The 16027-nt window shown below is 63.9% G+C and carries 18 protein-coding genes and 1 pseudogene; 3 read left to right on the forward strand and 16 right to left on the reverse strand.

The window, feature by feature from the left end; genetic code table 11:
* The first annotated feature begins 113 nt into the window (after positions 1 to 113).
* Positions 114 to 632, forward strand: coding sequence for a hypothetical protein (locus tag ACWF0M_RS12720; protein ID WP_452235778.1), 519 nt, complete (start codon positions 114 to 116; stop codon positions 630 to 632).
* 310 nt (positions 633 to 942) lie between these two features.
* Entirely contained in the window at positions 943 to 1110 is a 168-nt protein-coding gene (locus ACWF0M_RS12725; RefSeq protein WP_452235779.1) for a hypothetical protein, read from the forward strand.
* 223 nt (positions 1111 to 1333) lie between these two features.
* Here ACWF0M_RS12725 and ACWF0M_RS12730 read toward each other — a convergent pair whose 3' ends face one another.
* The 5 genes from ACWF0M_RS12730 to ACWF0M_RS12750 form a co-directional block, all read right to left on the reverse strand.
* Positions 1334 to 2515: a cytochrome P450 gene (locus ACWF0M_RS12730; RefSeq protein WP_452235780.1), complete on the reverse strand. Its 1182-nt coding sequence runs from the start codon at positions 2513 to 2515 to the stop codon at positions 1334 to 1336.
* Entirely contained in the window at positions 2478 to 3596 is a 1119-nt protein-coding gene (locus ACWF0M_RS12735) for an MFS transporter (protein ID WP_452235781.1), read from the reverse strand. The genes ACWF0M_RS12730 and ACWF0M_RS12735 overlap by 38 nt, the downstream gene beginning before the upstream one ends.
* A gap of 163 nt (positions 3597 to 3759) precedes the next feature.
* Positions 3760 to 4035: a PqqD family protein gene (locus tag ACWF0M_RS12740; protein ID WP_452235782.1), complete on the reverse strand. Its 276-nt coding sequence runs from the start codon at positions 4033 to 4035 to the stop codon at positions 3760 to 3762.
* Entirely contained in the window at positions 4032 to 4859 is an 828-nt protein-coding gene (locus ACWF0M_RS12745) for a hypothetical protein (RefSeq protein ID WP_452235783.1), read from the reverse strand. Before ACWF0M_RS12745 ends, ACWF0M_RS12740 begins: the two co-directional genes overlap by 4 nt.
* 514 nt (positions 4860 to 5373) lie before the next feature.
* On the reverse strand, positions 5374 to 5673 hold the full coding sequence (locus ACWF0M_RS12750; RefSeq protein ID WP_452235784.1) for a hypothetical protein: 300 nt from the start codon (positions 5671 to 5673) through the stop codon (positions 5374 to 5376).
* A 223-nt stretch (positions 5674 to 5896) separates the two neighbouring features.
* Here ACWF0M_RS12750 and ACWF0M_RS12755 point away from each other — a divergent pair.
* Positions 5897 to 6215 (forward strand): annotated as a pseudogene (locus ACWF0M_RS12755) (IS481 family transposase); the annotation flags it as partial.
* On the opposite strand, the gene ACWF0M_RS12760 reads toward ACWF0M_RS12755, so the two are convergent.
* From ACWF0M_RS12760 to ACWF0M_RS12810, 11 genes are all read right to left on the reverse strand, one after another.
* Positions 6192 to 6602 (reverse strand): hypothetical protein, encoded by a 411-nt coding sequence (locus ACWF0M_RS12760; protein ID WP_452235785.1) that lies wholly within the window; start codon positions 6600 to 6602, stop codon positions 6192 to 6194. The pseudogene ACWF0M_RS12755 and the gene ACWF0M_RS12760 overlap by 24 nt on opposite strands.
* Positions 6603 to 6671: 69 nt before the next feature.
* Complete coding sequence (locus ACWF0M_RS12765) at positions 6672 to 7022, reverse strand: hypothetical protein (protein ID WP_452235786.1); 351 nt, start codon at positions 7020 to 7022, stop codon at positions 6672 to 6674.
* A 720-nt stretch (positions 7023 to 7742) separates the two neighbouring features.
* A complete protein-coding gene (locus ACWF0M_RS12770; protein ID WP_452235787.1) occupies positions 7743 to 8111 on the reverse strand; it encodes a hypothetical protein in 369 nt (122 codons plus the stop codon).
* Positions 8108 to 9925 carry a type IV secretory system conjugative DNA transfer family protein gene (locus tag ACWF0M_RS12775; RefSeq protein WP_452235788.1) on the reverse strand — a complete coding sequence of 606 codons (1818 nt, stop codon included), beginning with the start codon at positions 9923 to 9925 and terminating at the stop codon, positions 8108 to 8110. The genes ACWF0M_RS12770 and ACWF0M_RS12775 overlap by 4 nt, the downstream gene beginning before the upstream one ends.
* Positions 9882 to 11285, reverse strand: a complete 1404-nt coding sequence (locus ACWF0M_RS12780) for a VirB4 family type IV secretion system protein (protein WP_452235789.1) — start codon at positions 11283 to 11285, stop codon at positions 9882 to 9884. Before ACWF0M_RS12780 ends, ACWF0M_RS12775 begins: the two co-directional genes overlap by 44 nt.
* Positions 11282 to 12709 (reverse strand): SCO6880 family protein, encoded by a 1428-nt coding sequence (locus tag ACWF0M_RS12785; protein ID WP_452235790.1) that lies wholly within the window; start codon positions 12707 to 12709, stop codon positions 11282 to 11284. The genes ACWF0M_RS12780 and ACWF0M_RS12785 overlap by 4 nt, the downstream gene beginning before the upstream one ends.
* A 2-nt stretch (positions 12710 to 12711) precedes the next feature.
* Complete coding sequence (locus ACWF0M_RS12790) at positions 12712 to 13908, reverse strand: hypothetical protein (protein ID WP_452235791.1); 1197 nt, start codon at positions 13906 to 13908, stop codon at positions 12712 to 12714.
* Positions 13909 to 13917: 9 nt separating this feature from the next.
* The gene (locus ACWF0M_RS12795; RefSeq protein WP_452235792.1) at positions 13918 to 14208 is read right to left on the reverse strand and encodes a DUF6112 family protein; all 291 of its coding nucleotides are present in this window, start codon (positions 14206 to 14208) and stop codon (positions 13918 to 13920) included.
* A gap of 42 nt (positions 14209 to 14250) precedes the next feature.
* Entirely contained in the window at positions 14251 to 15192 is a 942-nt protein-coding gene (locus tag ACWF0M_RS12800; protein ID WP_452235793.1) for a CHAP domain-containing protein, read from the reverse strand.
* A complete protein-coding gene (locus ACWF0M_RS12805) occupies positions 15189 to 15815 on the reverse strand; it encodes a hypothetical protein (protein ID WP_452235794.1) in 627 nt (208 codons plus the stop codon). Before ACWF0M_RS12805 ends, ACWF0M_RS12800 begins: the two co-directional genes overlap by 4 nt.
* Before the next feature lies 1 nt (position 15816).
* Positions 15817 to 15987 carry a hypothetical protein gene (locus tag ACWF0M_RS12810; protein ID WP_452235795.1) on the reverse strand — a complete coding sequence of 57 codons (171 nt, stop codon included), beginning with the start codon at positions 15985 to 15987 and terminating at the stop codon, positions 15817 to 15819.
* Between the last annotated feature and the right edge of the window lie 40 nt (positions 15988 to 16027).

The raw sequence follows: 16027 nt of genomic DNA on the forward strand, positions 1-16027 counted from the left end.
CCTACGTGCCTTGGCTCGAACCATCTGCCCCACCCCCACAAATGACGATAGACGGGTCTAGGCCAGATGGGTAGATCCAGAGCGCTGCAGTACGGGCGAAAGGAGCATTGAGGGTGACGGACCAAACGCAGCACGATTCATCGGTCGCGGATCGGCAGGTCATCGAGGCCTGGATCCAGGCCAACGCCACCGGGTCCGTCCGGCTGACAGAAGTAGCAGATTCCGACGACGATGATTCGTGGCGATCAATGCGTCCACACGGCGTAGCCAGGAACGGCTATTCCTACTTCATCGTCAACGTCGCAAACCATGACGAGATGGTCAGAGCCCAGACAGAGTTGCCCGGGCTACTCACGCGTCCAAACAACCTGCGAGTCCGCCGCTGGAAGCCATCGCGGACCGAGATTGACGGAGTCCGAGCCTGGCTCCGAAGCAAGGACCGACCAGTCGCCGATGCCCAGCCCAGAATCACCATGACAGCACCACATCCCAGATCAGGGCTGCTGATGATCGCACTGTCCACCATCGACCGCGACTACGCCGAAGACCTGGAACGAGCAACCGACGGACTCGCCTATGTCATACCCAGTCCTGAGAATTACATTCCGCTGCAGGCCGATGCCCCGAGCTGACTCGCGATCTGGACCTAGCACGCTCAGCGCTGGGTTCCGCCCGCCGAACCACCAGACAACGCGGGGCGAGAGAGCTGTGAGGATGACGGGCTCCTGTCCTGAACTCCGGTGGTCTTGACCTGCTTGAGAGCACTCCGGCGTGTCCTGGCTTGGATCTGCCGATCGACGGTTCGAGATACTGCTTGCTGTCACCGGTCCGGCGGACCATGTCCCAAACTGCCGGCGGGCATTGGCCTGGTGGAGATGTTCCTCGAATGTCACTGCACGTAGACTCTCTGCAAGGAAGCGCACTTTCTCTAGGAGAACCTTCATGGGACTCGAGATGGCTGGTGGCATGCCCACCCCGGTATTGAGTGCGCTGATCGCGCTCATCGGGGCTTGCTTGATCCACTTCATGCGGTCGCCCCCAACTCCAGTGCTCGTAGCTATCGGGTACGACGGCAACCTTGTCGAGTTGCCGGTGGCAGACGGACCGTAGCTCACAGGGTCACACGGAGCGCCGCTGCTTGCGGAGCCAAATCACCGGACTGGTTCGCGAGTTCCGTGAGACAGCGTTGGGCGCCCCAGTGGTCCGGATCGTGTAAGCCTCACGTTGTGGTCCCGTGGCTTGTCGCGCTAGCCCACGCCAGCGATCCAGTCGGCATCACCCAGTTCCCTCTGGCTAGCGCGCCGGTGCCGCGAACTGCGCTGCAGTCCGTGAGTCAATCCCACTCCACCTCTAATCGACTCAGTCGTCGAACCATAGTGCCGTCCTGCCACTCAATCGCACGGGCACGGTTGGAGAGGTGAAGATTCGGTGCCCGCTTGACCATGGCCCGCAAAAACTCCTGGACTTCTACTCTTGTGATTTTAGCGCCGGGGCAATAGTGGCGTCCTGCCCCGAACGCGATACTTGCGGGTGCCGTCCGTGTGAGGTCGAATGCGCTTGGGTTCCGAAACACTTTCGGATCCCTGTTGGCCGCTGTTGTTACTGGCACCACGATCTCATTTCGTTTCACAATCGTTTGGCCTACCTGGGTGTTACGGATCGCGAGTCTTGTGAAGCCGCCCACGCCGGTTGGAACCAGGCGGATCAGCTCATCGGCCGCTCGGGGCACGTAGTCGTTGTCTCGAGCGATGGTCTCGACAAGCGTGGGGTCACTCATGAGGAAGAGCACGGAGCTGGACAGCAGAGTCATTGGCGCTCCTATACCACCCATAAAGAGCGACTTCACCAGCTGAATAACTTCATCGCGACTCAAACTGGAATCTTCTTGCAGCTCGCTCACGGCTGCAGTTCGGACGCGAATATCCGATGCGTCGAGGATAGTTCGAATGGCCTCTTCCAGTTGCTCTCCTCGCTTCTTCCGCTCGTCATTATCAGTCGGGGTGACGGTGAGGACTGCAGTCGCCAGTTCGGCAAGCGAATCCGCGTCCTGGCCGTCGATACCGAGCAGGTGGCAGATCGATATGGCGGGCAGGCGTCTGGTGATAGAGACGATGTCGCCGGATGAACCATCGTCTATGAAGTCGGAGAGCAGCTGATCTGCTGCTCGTCGAATCCCCTCGCGCGCCCTATCCGCACGTCGCTGCGAAAGCAGAGGTGCTAGTGCCCGCCGGACTCGCGTGTGCGCGGGTGGGTCCATGCCCATGAGCGTTGTCGACGGCAGCACCATCTTCGACATTCGTGGGGCTGACTCGGACTCCGCCCGTGCTCGCGAGAATGCATCCGACCGAAGTACCTGCCGAACATCCTCATAGCGGCAGGCGAGCCACGCCTCTCCACCGACAGGCAATGTGATACGAAGTAGCGGCGCGTCGCTCGAAAGAAGCTCGCCGAACTCGGGGCTGATGTCGATCCCGCCTCTAGTCGGGAAGGGAAACGCCGGCCTGTTCGTCTCCATGTGTTCTCCTATGACTTGCCAGTGGCTGAAGGAACAATGGTATTCCTATGCCGACCGCCGCGACAGATGCGGCGAGAAGCGGAGCTGCGTGGAGCGAAATGTGATCGACAGCGAAGCCGCCTGCAGATGCGCCCGCCGCATTTCCTGCATTGTTCGCCGACGCGACCCAGGACATGGCGACGGTCTTCTCGCCTGGCTCGCTAAACGCATCGGCGAGGAGGTAGAGCAAGACCGCTGAGCAACCGAGGGCAATGCCAATCAATGTGAGCCCCACCAAACCTAGACGTAGGTCGAAGCGTAGCGAGAATATGAGGCTACCAACCAGGAGGGCGCTCGTGGCGAGTGACATCGTCGCCAAACCAATCTGACGACCATGCGTCCATAGACCCGCGAGCAACGCGGCAACCGTATTTGCAGCAAGCGTAAGACTGAGTAGCCATCCGGCCAATGAGAGTCGACCGAGGCTCTGAGCAAGGGCCGGGATCGCGATCTCAATCGCGCCCGCAGCCGTTCCGACGAGCGCGGTCACAATCGCAATAGTCATGAATTCCAGCCTGTGCTCTGCCACCCACAGGCCATGGTGGTGTACGGTCCGGGACTTCTGGGAGTCCTCGGGGGGTGCAACGATGATCGATGTCGCAATCGTTCCGCCGAACACAAGTGCGCCGCTCAGGGGCATGATTAACCAAGGCATTGCAGTGACGACGATTGCCGCAGTGATTGGCGCGGCGAAACTGGTCAAATTGTTGACAACTGTGTCAATGGAAATGGCACTTCCTCTGTGCCCTGACGCGGAGAGCTGAGTGGTGAGTGCGACCTTCGAGATGGCTCCGAGAGGTGGCACCACCGCACCAGCGGCGCCGGCGAGAATGACGGGGGCCCATGCGAGGGCTCGTGTGGTCGGCCCGATGCAAAGAGTGATTGCGAGAAACGCGCTCGAGAACGCGATCAACGGCAGGCGGGGTCCAGCGCTGTCGACCCAGCGAGCACGGAGCGGAGCTAAGACCGCGGCGCACAACGCGAAGGCGCCGGCGCTAGCCCCGGCCAGGCCGTAGGCGATGCCACGATCGACGAGCGACAATACGAGTCCGACAGGAAACATACCCGCGGCTAAGCGCCCTACACCCGTCGCCGAAAGTAGGGCCGCGATGCGCCCTCGCTGTTGTGCCAGGATAACTCAACCACCTTCTGGCCTGACGGGACCCACTCCTCGATGTGATGCGGCTCCGCGGTTGAAAGATCACCTAATCGTGGATGACCCAGCCATGCCGAACCATCTCATCCATGAGGGTCTCGACAGCCTTCTCAGCCTCAGGGTATTCCATATGTAAGCGCTCTGCGATCATCTCGATGCTCGCACCGGTCGGCTCCTGGTCCGCGACGAGAACGCTGACGACGAAGAAGGCACTTGAATTGAGGAGATGTGCTGTAAAGTTGCGGCTATCGACCAATACTGCGGCTCCGTCGCCGCAATCCTGCGATGGGGTAATCCGAGTATGGCGCGCCAACCTATACGTCATGCGACGAATCCTGAGATAGTCCCTGAATCTGGCGCCCTCAGTTGTCCCCCGGGGCAGATGAAGTCGATGTGTATACCCGTGCGGCCATCGCCCAGCGCGATGTGCATACCTCCGACGCCCTCGTTGAACTGCGAATTATAGCTCCAATCTACGCTACCTCGAATGGAGGCGTTGGTTCCAAATGCCAATTCGGTAATCATCCAATCATATTCTTCATTCGTCGACCAGCCGATTACATTTTCCAGGTCCCCAAAGCATCCTGGTTCCAGGCGGTTATCCTCGACAATCATCTTCAAAGGGACGCATTCTTGGCGGATGGACTCGGCCGCTTGAGCCCCTTTGATGAACATGGAATCGAGTTCGGGCGGCGATTCACGGTTCCTGGCGGTGAGGAGGCCTTGCGCAAGGAATTCTCCAGTCACGCGGTACGGCATTTCCATATCAGAGAGTCCGATCGACATCCCTGTCTCGGTGAAGAACCCCAGGCTTGTGCTCTCGCCCGGGGAAAGCACGATACGCGTACGTGATGCAATCGGGGTCTCTTCACCAACGAGATCGAACGCCATCTCAGTTCCTGGCCCATTGAAGACGTAGGGGCCGGTGGTGCTAGCAAACAGAGATATCAGGTCGCGGTTTCGCGCAACCATGTCCGCGAAGTCAGTCACCAGGAGGAGGCGCAGGGCGTAGAGTGCACATTCAAGACTTCCATCGAACGCTGCTAGCGGAACCCAGAAGAGCCTTGAGTTACGCAATTGTGCAAGCATGTTCGCGGCACCGGGCAGGGACTTGAAGTCGCAAGCGAACAGCACGACAGAGCTGGGCATGGGTGACGGCGCTCCGCGCAAAGTCGCCGCTGGAAGCCCAAGTTGCCTGAAGCAGGATGCTAGCCGGTCATCGTCCGTGAGGAAGAATGGATCTTCTCCGTCAAAGATCTGCCTCAGTTTCTCGAACGGGTCGGCAGGCTCGAGCTGGCGTAGGTACTCGGCGGCACGAGAGTACTCGTACTGTTGACTCGGGCTGCTCATACGTCGCTGACCCATTCGTCCACGCACGGGCACGTTAGCGGACGAGTCCTGCGAAAACGCTGAAGGTGCGGATCATCTCGACGGACGAGGATGTCAGTGGCGCCCGAGTCGCTCGGCGAACCTTGTGGATCCTCTCGCCGGAACTCGGAAGCGGTCGGCACTCGCAAAACGCGGACGAGGATATCGCCACGTGGAGTAAGTGCCTCTTCGACCCAGATTCTGCGAGTCACGCGGTCTCCCTGACGCTAGGTGGCGGCACGGCGTGCACTACTTTGGACTCAGATACCGCCACCTAACGATGTCGAAGGACGGTTCACCCAACGGGTACAGGCGTCGGCCCTTCCTCCTCGAGGAGCGGATGATATCCCCACTCAGGCGTGAACTTCCGAAGCTCGGTCTGATCCACGTCCGCCACGTCCATGGTCCGCATTCCTTCGATCTGTGGCGTTGAGATCGCTTCCATCTTAGATCCTCCCTCCTTCACGAGTTGCGGTGGATTGCCACTCGATGCTACGGACGTGACTGGGTGTTCGGTCAATAGCGAGGTGCGGGTGAATTTTCTCCCTATTGGCGTGCTGACTCCGTCTTTTCGGAACTCCGTCGTCTCCTTCAAACGGTCGATTCTCGACAATGCTCTTCGACTGCTGGCGAAGAGATCGTTCAGAACGCAAGTTCCGGACTCGATGACCGGCACTGATGCACGTCCACAGAGTGTGATCTGACACGCGGTACCTCCGTGCGCTCGTGGAGGCACATCAGGTCCACTGAATGCTCTGCTGGCTGGCCCAGGTTCGACGGTCACGAACGAGCCTGCGGCGGATGACGCGTACGCACTGCGCACGCGGCTCGGTCCCGTGCAGATCGCCGGCCGGTTGGCGATGGCAGCCTCGACCGTGCACGCCCACTGGTCCGCTGCCGGATCAACCGGCTACGTCACATCGACCGCGCCACCGGCGAACCGATCCGCCGCTACGAACCCCGTACCGAGGCGCGATGCTGCACGTCGATGTCACCAATTTCGGTCAGATCCCCTACGGCGGCGGCCACCGCTACCTCGGCCGATCCCAGGGCAAGAAGAACGCCATCGCGACCGCCCAACGCATCGGCAGCCGCGGAGACGACAGCCACGCGCTAGTCGGAGTAGCACGTCCACACCGTCGGTCGACGTAGTCGGTTCGCCGCTCTGTTACCGACGCGGCGGAAGTACCAGTTGGTGCACTCCCATGCCAGCGAACCCAGCTTTGCGCTGACAGCGTTCACCGTGCGGTCGAGCGGCCGGCCCTTGACCATCTGGTCGAATCCGGCCGCCGCCCAGAGTAAGGACAACGCCAGAGTGTTGGCCAGAATGGCGCGCTCTGCGGGCTGAAGGTCGTCTGGGGTGGGCCGCCAGCCGAGCACATGTGGATCGCCACTCTCTCCGACCCAGCGATGCACGATCGGTTCACCAGCGTGAGCATCGGCCGAGAGCGTGCGGTACATGACGTATAGATCTCCGCCCGGATCGACCTGTGCGCGCACTTTCTCAAAGTTCTTCGAGGACACGGCTTGGGGTGGTGGTGCGGTGCCCGCCGACGTCCGGACTGACTCTGCATGACGCAAGAACCGCTCGGTTCAGGCCATGTCGTCGGCCAGCGCGATGCGCTGCCGATGCGCCTCCGCTGCCATTGCGGTAGCTGCGGCTGGCTCGATCACGAGCCACTGGGCCTTCACACCACACTCGAAGACCACTCGGGTCAGGGGCGGTGCCGCACCGTATCGGCCTTCGCGGATGGCACGGGTCGCGTCTTGCCCCACGTCATACGCCTGGGCAGCCAACCCGTAGGCCATCCCGAGCCGAAGCGGCTCAACCAGTTTCCTGCCTGTGATTCCGCCGGGTCGCAGGCGGACCTTCTCGAACGCAGCGATGAGCTTTTCTGCCAGAATCAACGCGTTTCGCTCTAGCGGGGAGGAGGGCTCAGTCACCTGGCACCTCCCCCGCCAGCTCCCGACGGTGATGCTGTCGACCGGTTCGCTCCGAGGCGAGCGGTTCGGGCTGAATCACCGTCAATACCGTTCGGCGCGGTAGTGCTGCGGGCATCGCAACCTCATCGTTGGTTGGTCCTGGTCGACACTCACGACCAGGTGCTCGTCGGCGCTCGTCGTGGAATCCAAATTGCCGGCGAACACGTTGGGGTAGCGCTGTGCGCTTCGGATGATGACATGCGGCACCGTGGGTCCGCTCGCGCCGCACGGGTTTGGAGATCTGATGCCGTTCACTGCCTTGCACCGGGAACTGGCCGACCACCACGGCTGTAGACCGCCAGGACCGCCAGCACAGCTCGCGATAGCTACCGTGCCGACATTTCGGACCGACGACCTGATCAATGAGGCGATCTCTCACCGCGTCGTTGAAGTGTCCGATCTCGATTGGAAGCGAGACTCACCACTGACCAGCAGCCTGTCGGCGACTGAGTTTCCTAAGGACGTCGCCGCCATGGCCAATGCGAGTGGTTGTGTCGGTGTCCGGCGTAACAGAGAAGGACAAAGGCCGCTGATGGCCTAGCACGATACCGGTGAACCCACCGAGGCCCATGCGAGAACCTTCGCAGCGGTAGCCGTGTCCGCAATCAGTCCTACCGTCTTGTCATTGAGGCGTGCGAGCTTGGCGCTGACCCTCGGGCTGTCATGGTGCCGGCGTATCGATCAGGCTTCGGGGCGGTGCTCCGTTCTCGAGCAGCCGAGGCGGGAGGTCCATTCTCGGAGGCGACGGAGGGCTAGGTCCAGTTCTCGATGGAAGGCGAGGGGGCTGGAGGGGGCGGCGTCGTCGAGGTAGGAGGCTTCCCAGAGGGTGCGGATGGCGGAGATCTCTTCGACGAGGGCGCCGTGGTGAGACCAGCAGGGTGGGATCAGTTTGTGGTCGAGGTTGTAGCGGCCAGCTAGCCAGTCGACCCAGGTGGTGAGGCGGTCGAGTTCCTCGGTGGCGGTCGCTGAGTCGAGGTCTCGCCAGCAGATGATGAACGGATCGTCGGTGGCTAGGTCGAAAGACTTGAGCAGGTCATCGCGCGGGTTCATTCGGTCGGCTCCCCGCGTAGAGCTGCGTGGCCGATGCTGGCGCGGATTCGGTCAGCGTCTGGTCGGTCTGGCCATGGGGTCATGTTGAGGAGGATCGGTGGGGCTGTACGGGCGAGAAGGACACCGGTGCCGAGCGGGAGAGTGCGGATGACGTCGGGTGGAAGGATCGGGATGCGGCGGGTGCTCGTGGAGATGGTGCGGTTGCCGTCGGGACCGCGGCTCCAGTTGCGGATCTCTTCGTCTCGGTCGCCGCAGACAGCGGCGAGGTCTTGAAGGTCTCGGGGTTGGGCTGAACCACCGAGGATCAGGCGGAGAGTCGCGGCGTCCCACATTGCTGCCGCGGCCTGTTCGCCCCATTTGTCTCGGGCCTGGGCGAGGGACTGGATGACGACGAGGGTGGAGATACCTGAGCCGCCGCCATCGGCCATGAGTGAGGGCAGCGATGGCACGGCGCACAGGTTCGCGATCTCGTCAAGAATGAGTGCGAGTGGTGGCTCGAGACGGCCACCGGAGTTGCCGGCGGCGAGCTGGCGAGCAGTCTCGGTGATGTCTTCGAGAAGGGCCGCGATGAACGCCGAGGTGGCACTGGCGCCGACGCCGGTGCCGAGGAGATATATCGTGCCGCGTTCGGCGATGAAGGTCTTGGGATCGAGTCCTTCGCCTTCGGCCGGGTCGAATGACCTGCGTACAGCGGGATCCGCGAGTGCAGAGAGGGCGGAACGCACACCTGCCCAGACAGCGTCTCTGGTTCGGCCGTCCATGCGGACGATGCCGTCGAGGGTGTCGCCCCAGCCTTCGGCCGCATCGTCGGAGCGGTTGAGGATGGTGACTGCTTCGATTGCTGAGGCTGGTTCGAGGCTCCATCGGTAAAGCTGCGCGACGCCGGCGCCGTCGATAGCAGCGGCGTGCAGAAGGCCGCGCAACGCCATCTCCGTCTGCCCGTGCCAGAAGGCGCCGTCGGAGACACCGCCCTTGGCGAAGCCTGCCCCGGCAGCGAGGCCGCTGGCGCGGACGATGGCTGTCGTCGGGCTCTCGCAGCCACGGACGGGCGACCAGCGGATGCCTTCGACCTGTCCGAGACCTTGTGGATCGAAGATCGCAACTGGTCCGGAGGTACGGCGCAGCCCGACGGTGGCGACGAGGTTGTCCGGCCGGGTGGAGGTCGTGACGACAGCACCGGGCGCGTCGATGATGGCGCCGATGACCTGGTGGAGGCCTTTGCCGGAGCGGGGTGGTCCGAGCACGATCTCGGAGTCCTCGACGGAGGCCCAGCATTGTCGCCCGCGCGATCGGCCTAGGTACCGTCCGACGTCTGATGGCTGCGGCCGACGTACGGCGGGGCGCGCGGACTGGCCACGCCGCAGTACCTGGCTACGCCCCACGGAGGCTTCGATGTCGGCACCAGTGGCGAGGCCAGCGCGCCTGCCCAGGGATCTGGTACGGCGTGCAGCGCCAGCATCTCGTTTGGTCCACAGATAGCGGCCAAGACCGGCACCAGCGATCGGTAGCATCAACAGCACCGTGAGCACGAACCAGTAGACAGCCGGATGAAACGTACCGGAAGGCAATCCGAAGACGCGTGCGGGATCGCCTGGGTCGAGCACGACCCTCAGTGCATCAGGCCACGATGTCCGGATCCAGTCGTGCGTGATGAGCAGGCTGCTGAGCCCACCTGCAAGGTAGAGGATCCCCGCGCAAGCGAGCAGCACTCCGCCGCCGATCATGATCAAGTCCGACACATCTCTGGGCGAGCGACCACGAACGTCCACGTCACATCCTTCCGTCAGTGTCGAACAGCCGGACCTCACGGGCATGTCGCACGAGCTGCACGACGAACGATCGGCTGGGCAGCCGCCACAGCGCACGACCCTTGGGCAGCTTCGCGATGGTGGACACCTCGACGTCGGTGAGTCCGAGCAGGGTCGCCGTACGGGCAAGTTGGTCGGGCTCCTGGCGGAGCATGATCCGTGTGGAGCAGTCGGCCAGCAGCCCTTCGGCGAGTGCGCGGGCCTCGGAGCCGAGGTCGCCGACCGCGGCCAGGTCGGACAGGCGGTGGATGATCAAGACGTTGGAGACACCCCAGGCGCGGGAGAGCTTCCACTGTTCCTGCATGCGACGCAGCAGGGCGGGATCCCGCATCACCCGCCATCCTTCGTCGTACACGATGAACCGCTTCCCGCCGGCCGGATCCGTAACGGCCGCCTCCAGCCAGGACGACGCGCAGGCCAGTGTCAGGCGGAGCGCCTGATCATTGCCTCCAGCACCGATCCACGATGAGTCGAGGGTGACCATCGGCAGCGACGGGTCGAACCGGGTCGTGGAGGGTCCGTCGAACATGCCCGCCAGGTCACCATGCACGAGTCGCCTGACCGCATGCGCGAGCTCACGACTGTCGGCCTCTGACGTGCCCTTGCCACCCTCCGGCGAGAACAAGGCTCCGACGACGTCAGGGATCGTCGGCACTGGGATCTGAGACGCTCTGTCAATGGCAAGGTCGAGGGCGGTGTGCTCGACTGCGGTCAACGGACGGCCGAGGGTCGACTCGGCAAGGGTGCCGAGCAGGGCGCGGCGTCGTGATCTGACGATCCGGTCCCAGTCGTCGTCCGTCACTCCTCCTGGGCGGCTTCCGGCGTCGAGTGGGTTCAGCCTCGTCGACAGGCCGGGGCCGAGCTTGATGACCGATCCGCCGATCGCCTCCGCGACCGGTGTCCACTCGCCCTTCGGGTCGCACGGGACGTACGCCTTGTGGCCGAGCGCGATGGATCGTGTGATGAGTGCCTTGGCAGTGGTGGACTTGCCGCTGCCGATGACTCCCGCGAGGAGCACGTTGGGGTTGGTGATGATGCGGGACTGGTAGAGAACCCAGGGGTCGTAGACGAATGACCCTCCGCTGAACACGTCGTTGCCGATGTAGGTGCCGTCGGCCCCCAGCCCTCCTTCGGCGAGGAACGGGTAGGCGATCCGGAGAATTCGGGTGGTGGCGCGATGGTCGTCGACCAGCAGCGGCAGACGCCGACGTAGGCCGATGATCTCCGCCGGCGCCTTCTCGGCCAGACCCTCGCTCGGCCTGACGGGCGGCGTACGACGCTGAGCCGCTCGGCTGGCTCGACGATTGGCGTGTCTGGTCCGCCGGTCTGTCTCATTGGGTTCAAACCACCCCGTGCTCGGCGTCATCCGAGACCAACCCCGAACGGTATCGCCGCGGCCAGGAAGCCCTCGACCTGCTGGCCGACGAGACGCCGTACGTCGAGCAATGCCTGGGAGGCAGCGATCTCGATCTCCATGCATGCCTCGTCCAGGGCCTCTTCGGTGTCGGCTGACACCGCGATGAGGCCGATCCATCGCACATCGCCATGCCCAGCGGCCAGGTCCTTCTCTCGTTGAGCAACGTCGGCGTCCAGCTGACGGTCCTCCTCCGTCTCCAGTTGACCGACACGCTTGCGGGTCGCGCGGTCAGTCACTCGCTCGACTTGGTGGCGACGTGCATCACGAAGGGCTTTGCCGATGGGCACCGGTTGCAGCACCAGCGAGAACGTTCGCCGGATCCCCGGCTTGAGCAGGAGCGGACTCAGGAAAGATGGCATCGCCCGTACGCGCGGCCACTCGGTCACGATGTAGACGCGATGAAACGACGAGTCTGTGCGCAGGTGGTCCCATGCGGCGTCGACGGCGAGTGGCGCGGCGTCGGCAGGGTCGATGTCGTCGAAGAGTGTCCGGGTCGCCGCGGGGTCGAAGGCGACTCGCAGGCTTGATGCCAGGTCGGCGGCGTTGAGCCAGGCTCCGGCGACGCCAGCGGCGGCGAACGAGGTCTGGAAGGCGCGCGATTCCGAGTCCAGGACTGCCATGGCTCCGGCCAGTCCCCCGCCGTACTTGCGGGCCTCCTTGGACACTGCGTCGAGGTTCAACGCGAAACTGAACAGGGTCTCGTGCCTGGCCGCCGCAGGAGCCGCATGCTGTAGCAAATCGCTATAGATCGCTCCGGCTGCGCTGGTCGTGTGTAAGCCGCGTTTCCGGGCCCAATCACCTAGCCCGTCACCCGGGTCCGGGATCGTCCGCTCGAGAATCTGCGCTCGTGCAATCCGGTTGCTCTGGCACAGCCCGGCGATCATTCGTCCGTACGCGGCTACACGCCGGTCCTGTTCGTCGGAGTTCTGGAGCAGATGGGCTGGCCCTTCGATCCTCGCGACCGCGATCAGCCGCCGGCGGTGTGGATCGTGCACCGCGCCGATCGAGGATCGCGTGTCCAAGATCCGTAGCGAACTCGCTTCTCCGGGTAGTTGAAGGTAGCCATGTCGCCGAGGTGCGAGCACATTGGCCCGGTACGACTGTTGTTTGCGCCAACTGCGGATGACGTGAGCCGCACGCAGGACGACCCACCGGTACGCCGGCAGCCCCTCGAGTCGACCGAATGCGATCATCCCGCACAGCGACGCCATGGCGAGTCCAGCCAGTCGCGGCGTAGCCGGCCAACCGGCAAGCAGCGACAACGCGGCCAGGACGACACCTATGACCAGCAGGAGTACCTGGATCGGTCGGAGACCAAGCAGCAGCGAGTTTCGCTGCGGTCGTGGGAATCGTGCGGAGAGCGCGTTCGACATCCTCAGCCTCCCTGTCCCGATGCCTGGCTTCCTCCACTTGTTGCACCGCCTGTTGCGCCGCCGGTCGCACCGGAGTCCGCGCCTGCCGTCGCCGGTGCCGCTGGCGACGGCTGGACTGCCGCATCCGAAGAGCCCTCCGACTCGCCCTGGCCGTCGACCGGACTTGTCACGTGGTCAGTGGTTTCGGTCGCGTCGTCACCTCCGCCGTCTGCCGACTCTTCATCAAGCGCTTCGTCGTCGCCGACGACTGGCGAAGGCTCGTCCTGGTCGGATCCGTTGAGGCCTCCCATGACCCATTGCTGAACGCGGTCGAGCTCCTCCTTGCCCTTCTCTAGTCCAGCCGCTCCCTGCTGGAAGACGGTGGTCATCGCGTGGCCCTGATCGCCGGCCCAGTGAATGAACGAGTAGGTGGCCAACGGGGCGAACGCCGCCATGCCGACCAGCAGGATCCCGGCGAAGAACGTGCCGAGGTTCGACGCATTTCCCTGTCCGGTCACTCCAAAGGCCGAGAACCCTAGGGTGAACACAAGGGTCATTACGACCTTCGAGAACAGGAGCGCGCCGACGATTTCGACCCACCGCCGAAGCCAGTGCCTCGTGGCCGACCAGGTCCAGCTGGCCATCGCGACCGGCGCGAAGACGACAAACGCGATGAGGGCGACCTCGCGGACCAGCATGACGAAGTACAGCGAGAACATCGCGAGCAGCCCGAGCTGGACAGCCAAGAGAAGGATGCCGCCCAGCGTCGGCGCTGTCAGGAATCCCGTGATGTCGGTCATCCTCTTGATGCCTTCGGCTGTGGCGGCCTTGCCGAGGATGCCGGTCGAGATCTCGTCGACGACCTTGCCGCAAGTCGCGATGACACCTACCGCCAGCGGCACACCCGCCGTTCCCAGCAGGGCGCCGAGCGCTGCCTGCCCGAGCCGGCCGGGCTCGCGGCGGATCACGGCCGAGATGCACTGGAGGATGAAGACCCCAACAAGAATCGGAAGGCAGAGTCCGACCATGAGGTCCAGGTTGTCTCGCCACCACTCCTGGTCGAACCGGGGCGAAGTACTTGTGCTGAAGGTATGGAACACCGTCGCCGACAGGTCCGCCAGACCATTCGCGGACCATCTGAGAAACGAGTCCCACGCCGAGTCGCCCACACTGTCTGCGACGCAGCTGACGGGGTTGAGGAGGCAATCGGTCCAGGCCATGCCGCGCCCCTAGCCGATCTGGATGCCGCTGAAGAAGCGGATCATGGGGTTGGCTGACGCGATCAGAATCGCGGCACCTGCGGCGATGAGACAGCCGAGCTTGCCTCGGCCTGCGTAGTGGGAGTTGCTGCCGAAGCTGCCCACTGCCCAGGCGGCCGCGGCGATCACGAACGCGGCCACGCAGATGACGAGACCGAAGGTCTGAAGCGCACCGACGATCTGACGCAAAGCGGGCAGACCGGGGAGACCGTTCGAGTTCGGAGTCACCCCGGGGTCTTGGAGATAGAAGAAGCTGAGCATGCGTTTGCCTCCTGACGCCGGACAGCGCCAATGGGTTGGGGTTCATGCGGTGAGATAGATCGGCGGCGCCCAGCCCAGGTAGGTGGCGCCCCAGCGTTGTTCGATCGCTCCGACGTCGACGAGGTACACGCCGCCCTGACCCGGCGCGCGGTCGCCGATGTCGTTGGACACGATGCGACCGTTGCCGACGTACACCGCGACGTGTCCATACGGCCCCTCCGTCGACCAGAACAGCAACGCGCCGACTGGTGGCCGGCGGTCGTCGGGGTGGGCGTTCCCGCTGCTGACCATCTGGGCCCATTGCTCGGCCGCGGACGTGTAGCCGGAGTGCGAGCGTCCCCAGATGTTCGACGCCAACCGCGCGCACAGTTGGTAGTAGCCGTGACCGCCGACCAGGCTCAATGCCCGCCCGACAGCTGCCTGAGCGCCCGGGAGCTGCTCGGTGTCACCAGCCCCCCAGCTGCCGCAGGCGCCGACCGCTGGCGTCGCACCTACAAGACGGACCGCTGTTTCATGGTTGCTGCGGTAGTTGTTGCCATCCGCGAACGCCGAGCGCTGGACTGCCTGCGCCGCCTTCCATGGCTCCATCGACGTCCAGCCAGGCACGTTCGCGAGTGCGGCGTAAAACAGCCCCGACGCGCCGGCCGGGTCCATGCGTACCTCGAGCGGCCCCCAGCTGTCGCGCTGCTGGAACAGGCCGCGCGAGTCCGGGCCGGCTGCATCGCCGTGGTCGACGTTCCGCAACGATGACTCGGTCATGGCCGTCATGACCGCGATGACCTTGCCCGCCTCGCTTACCTCGAACCTCTCACCGACGCCAACGATCACAGCCAGATTGGAGGCCTGCTCAGCATCAAGGCTCACATCGTTCAGGGTCTGCACCGCATTGCAGGTATCGGCACCTTTGCCGGCGACGGCCAGAAGCGGCACGAAGCAGGCGGCGGTGGCTAGCAGCGCACCGGCTGCCGCGAGCTTGATGATCACCGCGGCAGTTCGTTGGACGCTGACCAGAATGTGCACTGCGGACGGCAGATCACCCCGATCGTCAGGTGTCTTGGCGTTGTGTTTGCCTCGCCATCGACCACGCTCTCCTGTGTGCCACGGACGACGAACCCGTGCCAGCCCAAGGGTGCCCGCGGATCCCGGGCGAGCGCCTGCAGCTCGGACGTTGCCGCGGCAGTCACGTCGCGAACTGCGGCGCGCGCGTTGTGGACCTTCAGCTGCTCCCACTGGCTCTCGTAGGGAAGCATGCTGCGGGCAACCCGGCCGGCGTCCGGCGTCTCCAGCGGGTTCGCGAAAACCGTCACAGCGTCTTGCCACTGAGCGTAGGTGTGGATCGTGGAGTCGTAGGTCCAGATCGTCGTCCCGAACGCCGCGGCGTACCGCTGCGGATCCGTGGTCGCCGGGCGAACCCACGCAGCGAGTTGGCCTTCGGGCGTCGCCGGTGTGCTGGTTCCGGTGGCTTCGCCCCTACCAGGCCGATCGGATGTCCCGCGTGCCACGTCCGGGGCGTCGTCCCACAAGATCACGAGGGCAAAGATCACGACGATGAGCAGTACGAGGAGGATGAGTGGGGCGGCGAGCTTCGAGTTCATGACTCGACGCATGTCAGAGTTCCCTCCGTGTCTTCACCGGCCGGAGCCGGACGATGAGTGCGTGCGCGATGGACGGCGGGACGATCCGGAACGCGGCCTGCAAACGCAGGTAGAACCGGAGCTGGGCGAGGTAGTACCTGACCAGCCAGTTCCGACGGTGTGGGCGCGTGGCGAGGTTGTTCATGGAAGCTCAACGTTTGAGCCGTCGTGACCCGCGAGTAACA

This window comes from Kribbella sp. NPDC055110 (assembly GCF_053607525.1).

Bases quoted from the DNA above. Each gene is read 5' to 3' on its own strand.
- ACWF0M_RS12770 (WP_452235787.1), bottom strand. From the start codon at position 8,111: ATGAACCCGCGCGATGACCTGCTCAAGTCTTTCGACCTAGCCACCGAC.
- ACWF0M_RS12730 (WP_452235780.1), bottom strand. From the start codon at position 2,515: ATGGAGACGAACAGGCCGGCGTTTCCCTTCCCGACTAGAGGCGGGATC.
- ACWF0M_RS12795 (WP_452235792.1), bottom strand. From the start codon at position 14,208: ATGCTCAGCTTCTTCTATCTCCAAGACCCCGGGGTGACTCCGAACTCG.
- ACWF0M_RS12805 (WP_452235794.1), bottom strand. From the start codon at position 15,815: ATGCGTCGAGTCATGAACTCGAAGCTCGCCGCCCCACTCATCCTCCTC.
- ACWF0M_RS12775 (WP_452235788.1), bottom strand. From the start codon at position 9,925: ATGCCCGTGAGGTCCGGCTGTTCGACACTGACGGAAGGATGTGACGTG.
- ACWF0M_RS12745 (WP_452235783.1), bottom strand. From the start codon at position 4,859: ATGCCCAGCTCTGTCGTGCTGTTCGCTTGCGACTTCAAGTCCCTGCCC.
- ACWF0M_RS12785 (WP_452235790.1), bottom strand. From the start codon at position 12,709: ATGTCGAACGCGCTCTCCGCACGATTCCCACGACCGCAGCGAAACTCG.
- ACWF0M_RS12810 (WP_452235795.1), bottom strand. From the start codon at position 15,987: ATGAACAACCTCGCCACGCGCCCACACCGTCGGAACTGGCTGGTCAGG.
- ACWF0M_RS12740 (WP_452235782.1), bottom strand. From the start codon at position 4,035: ATGACGTATAGGTTGGCGCGCCATACTCGGATTACCCCATCGCAGGAT.
- ACWF0M_RS12725 (WP_452235779.1), top strand. From the start codon at position 943: ATGGGACTCGAGATGGCTGGTGGCATGCCCACCCCGGTATTGAGTGCG.
- ACWF0M_RS12780 (WP_452235789.1), bottom strand. From the start codon at position 11,285: ATGACGCCGAGCACGGGGTGGTTTGAACCCAATGAGACAGACCGGCGG.
- ACWF0M_RS12790 (WP_452235791.1), bottom strand. From the start codon at position 13,908: ATGGCCTGGACCGATTGCCTCCTCAACCCCGTCAGCTGCGTCGCAGAC.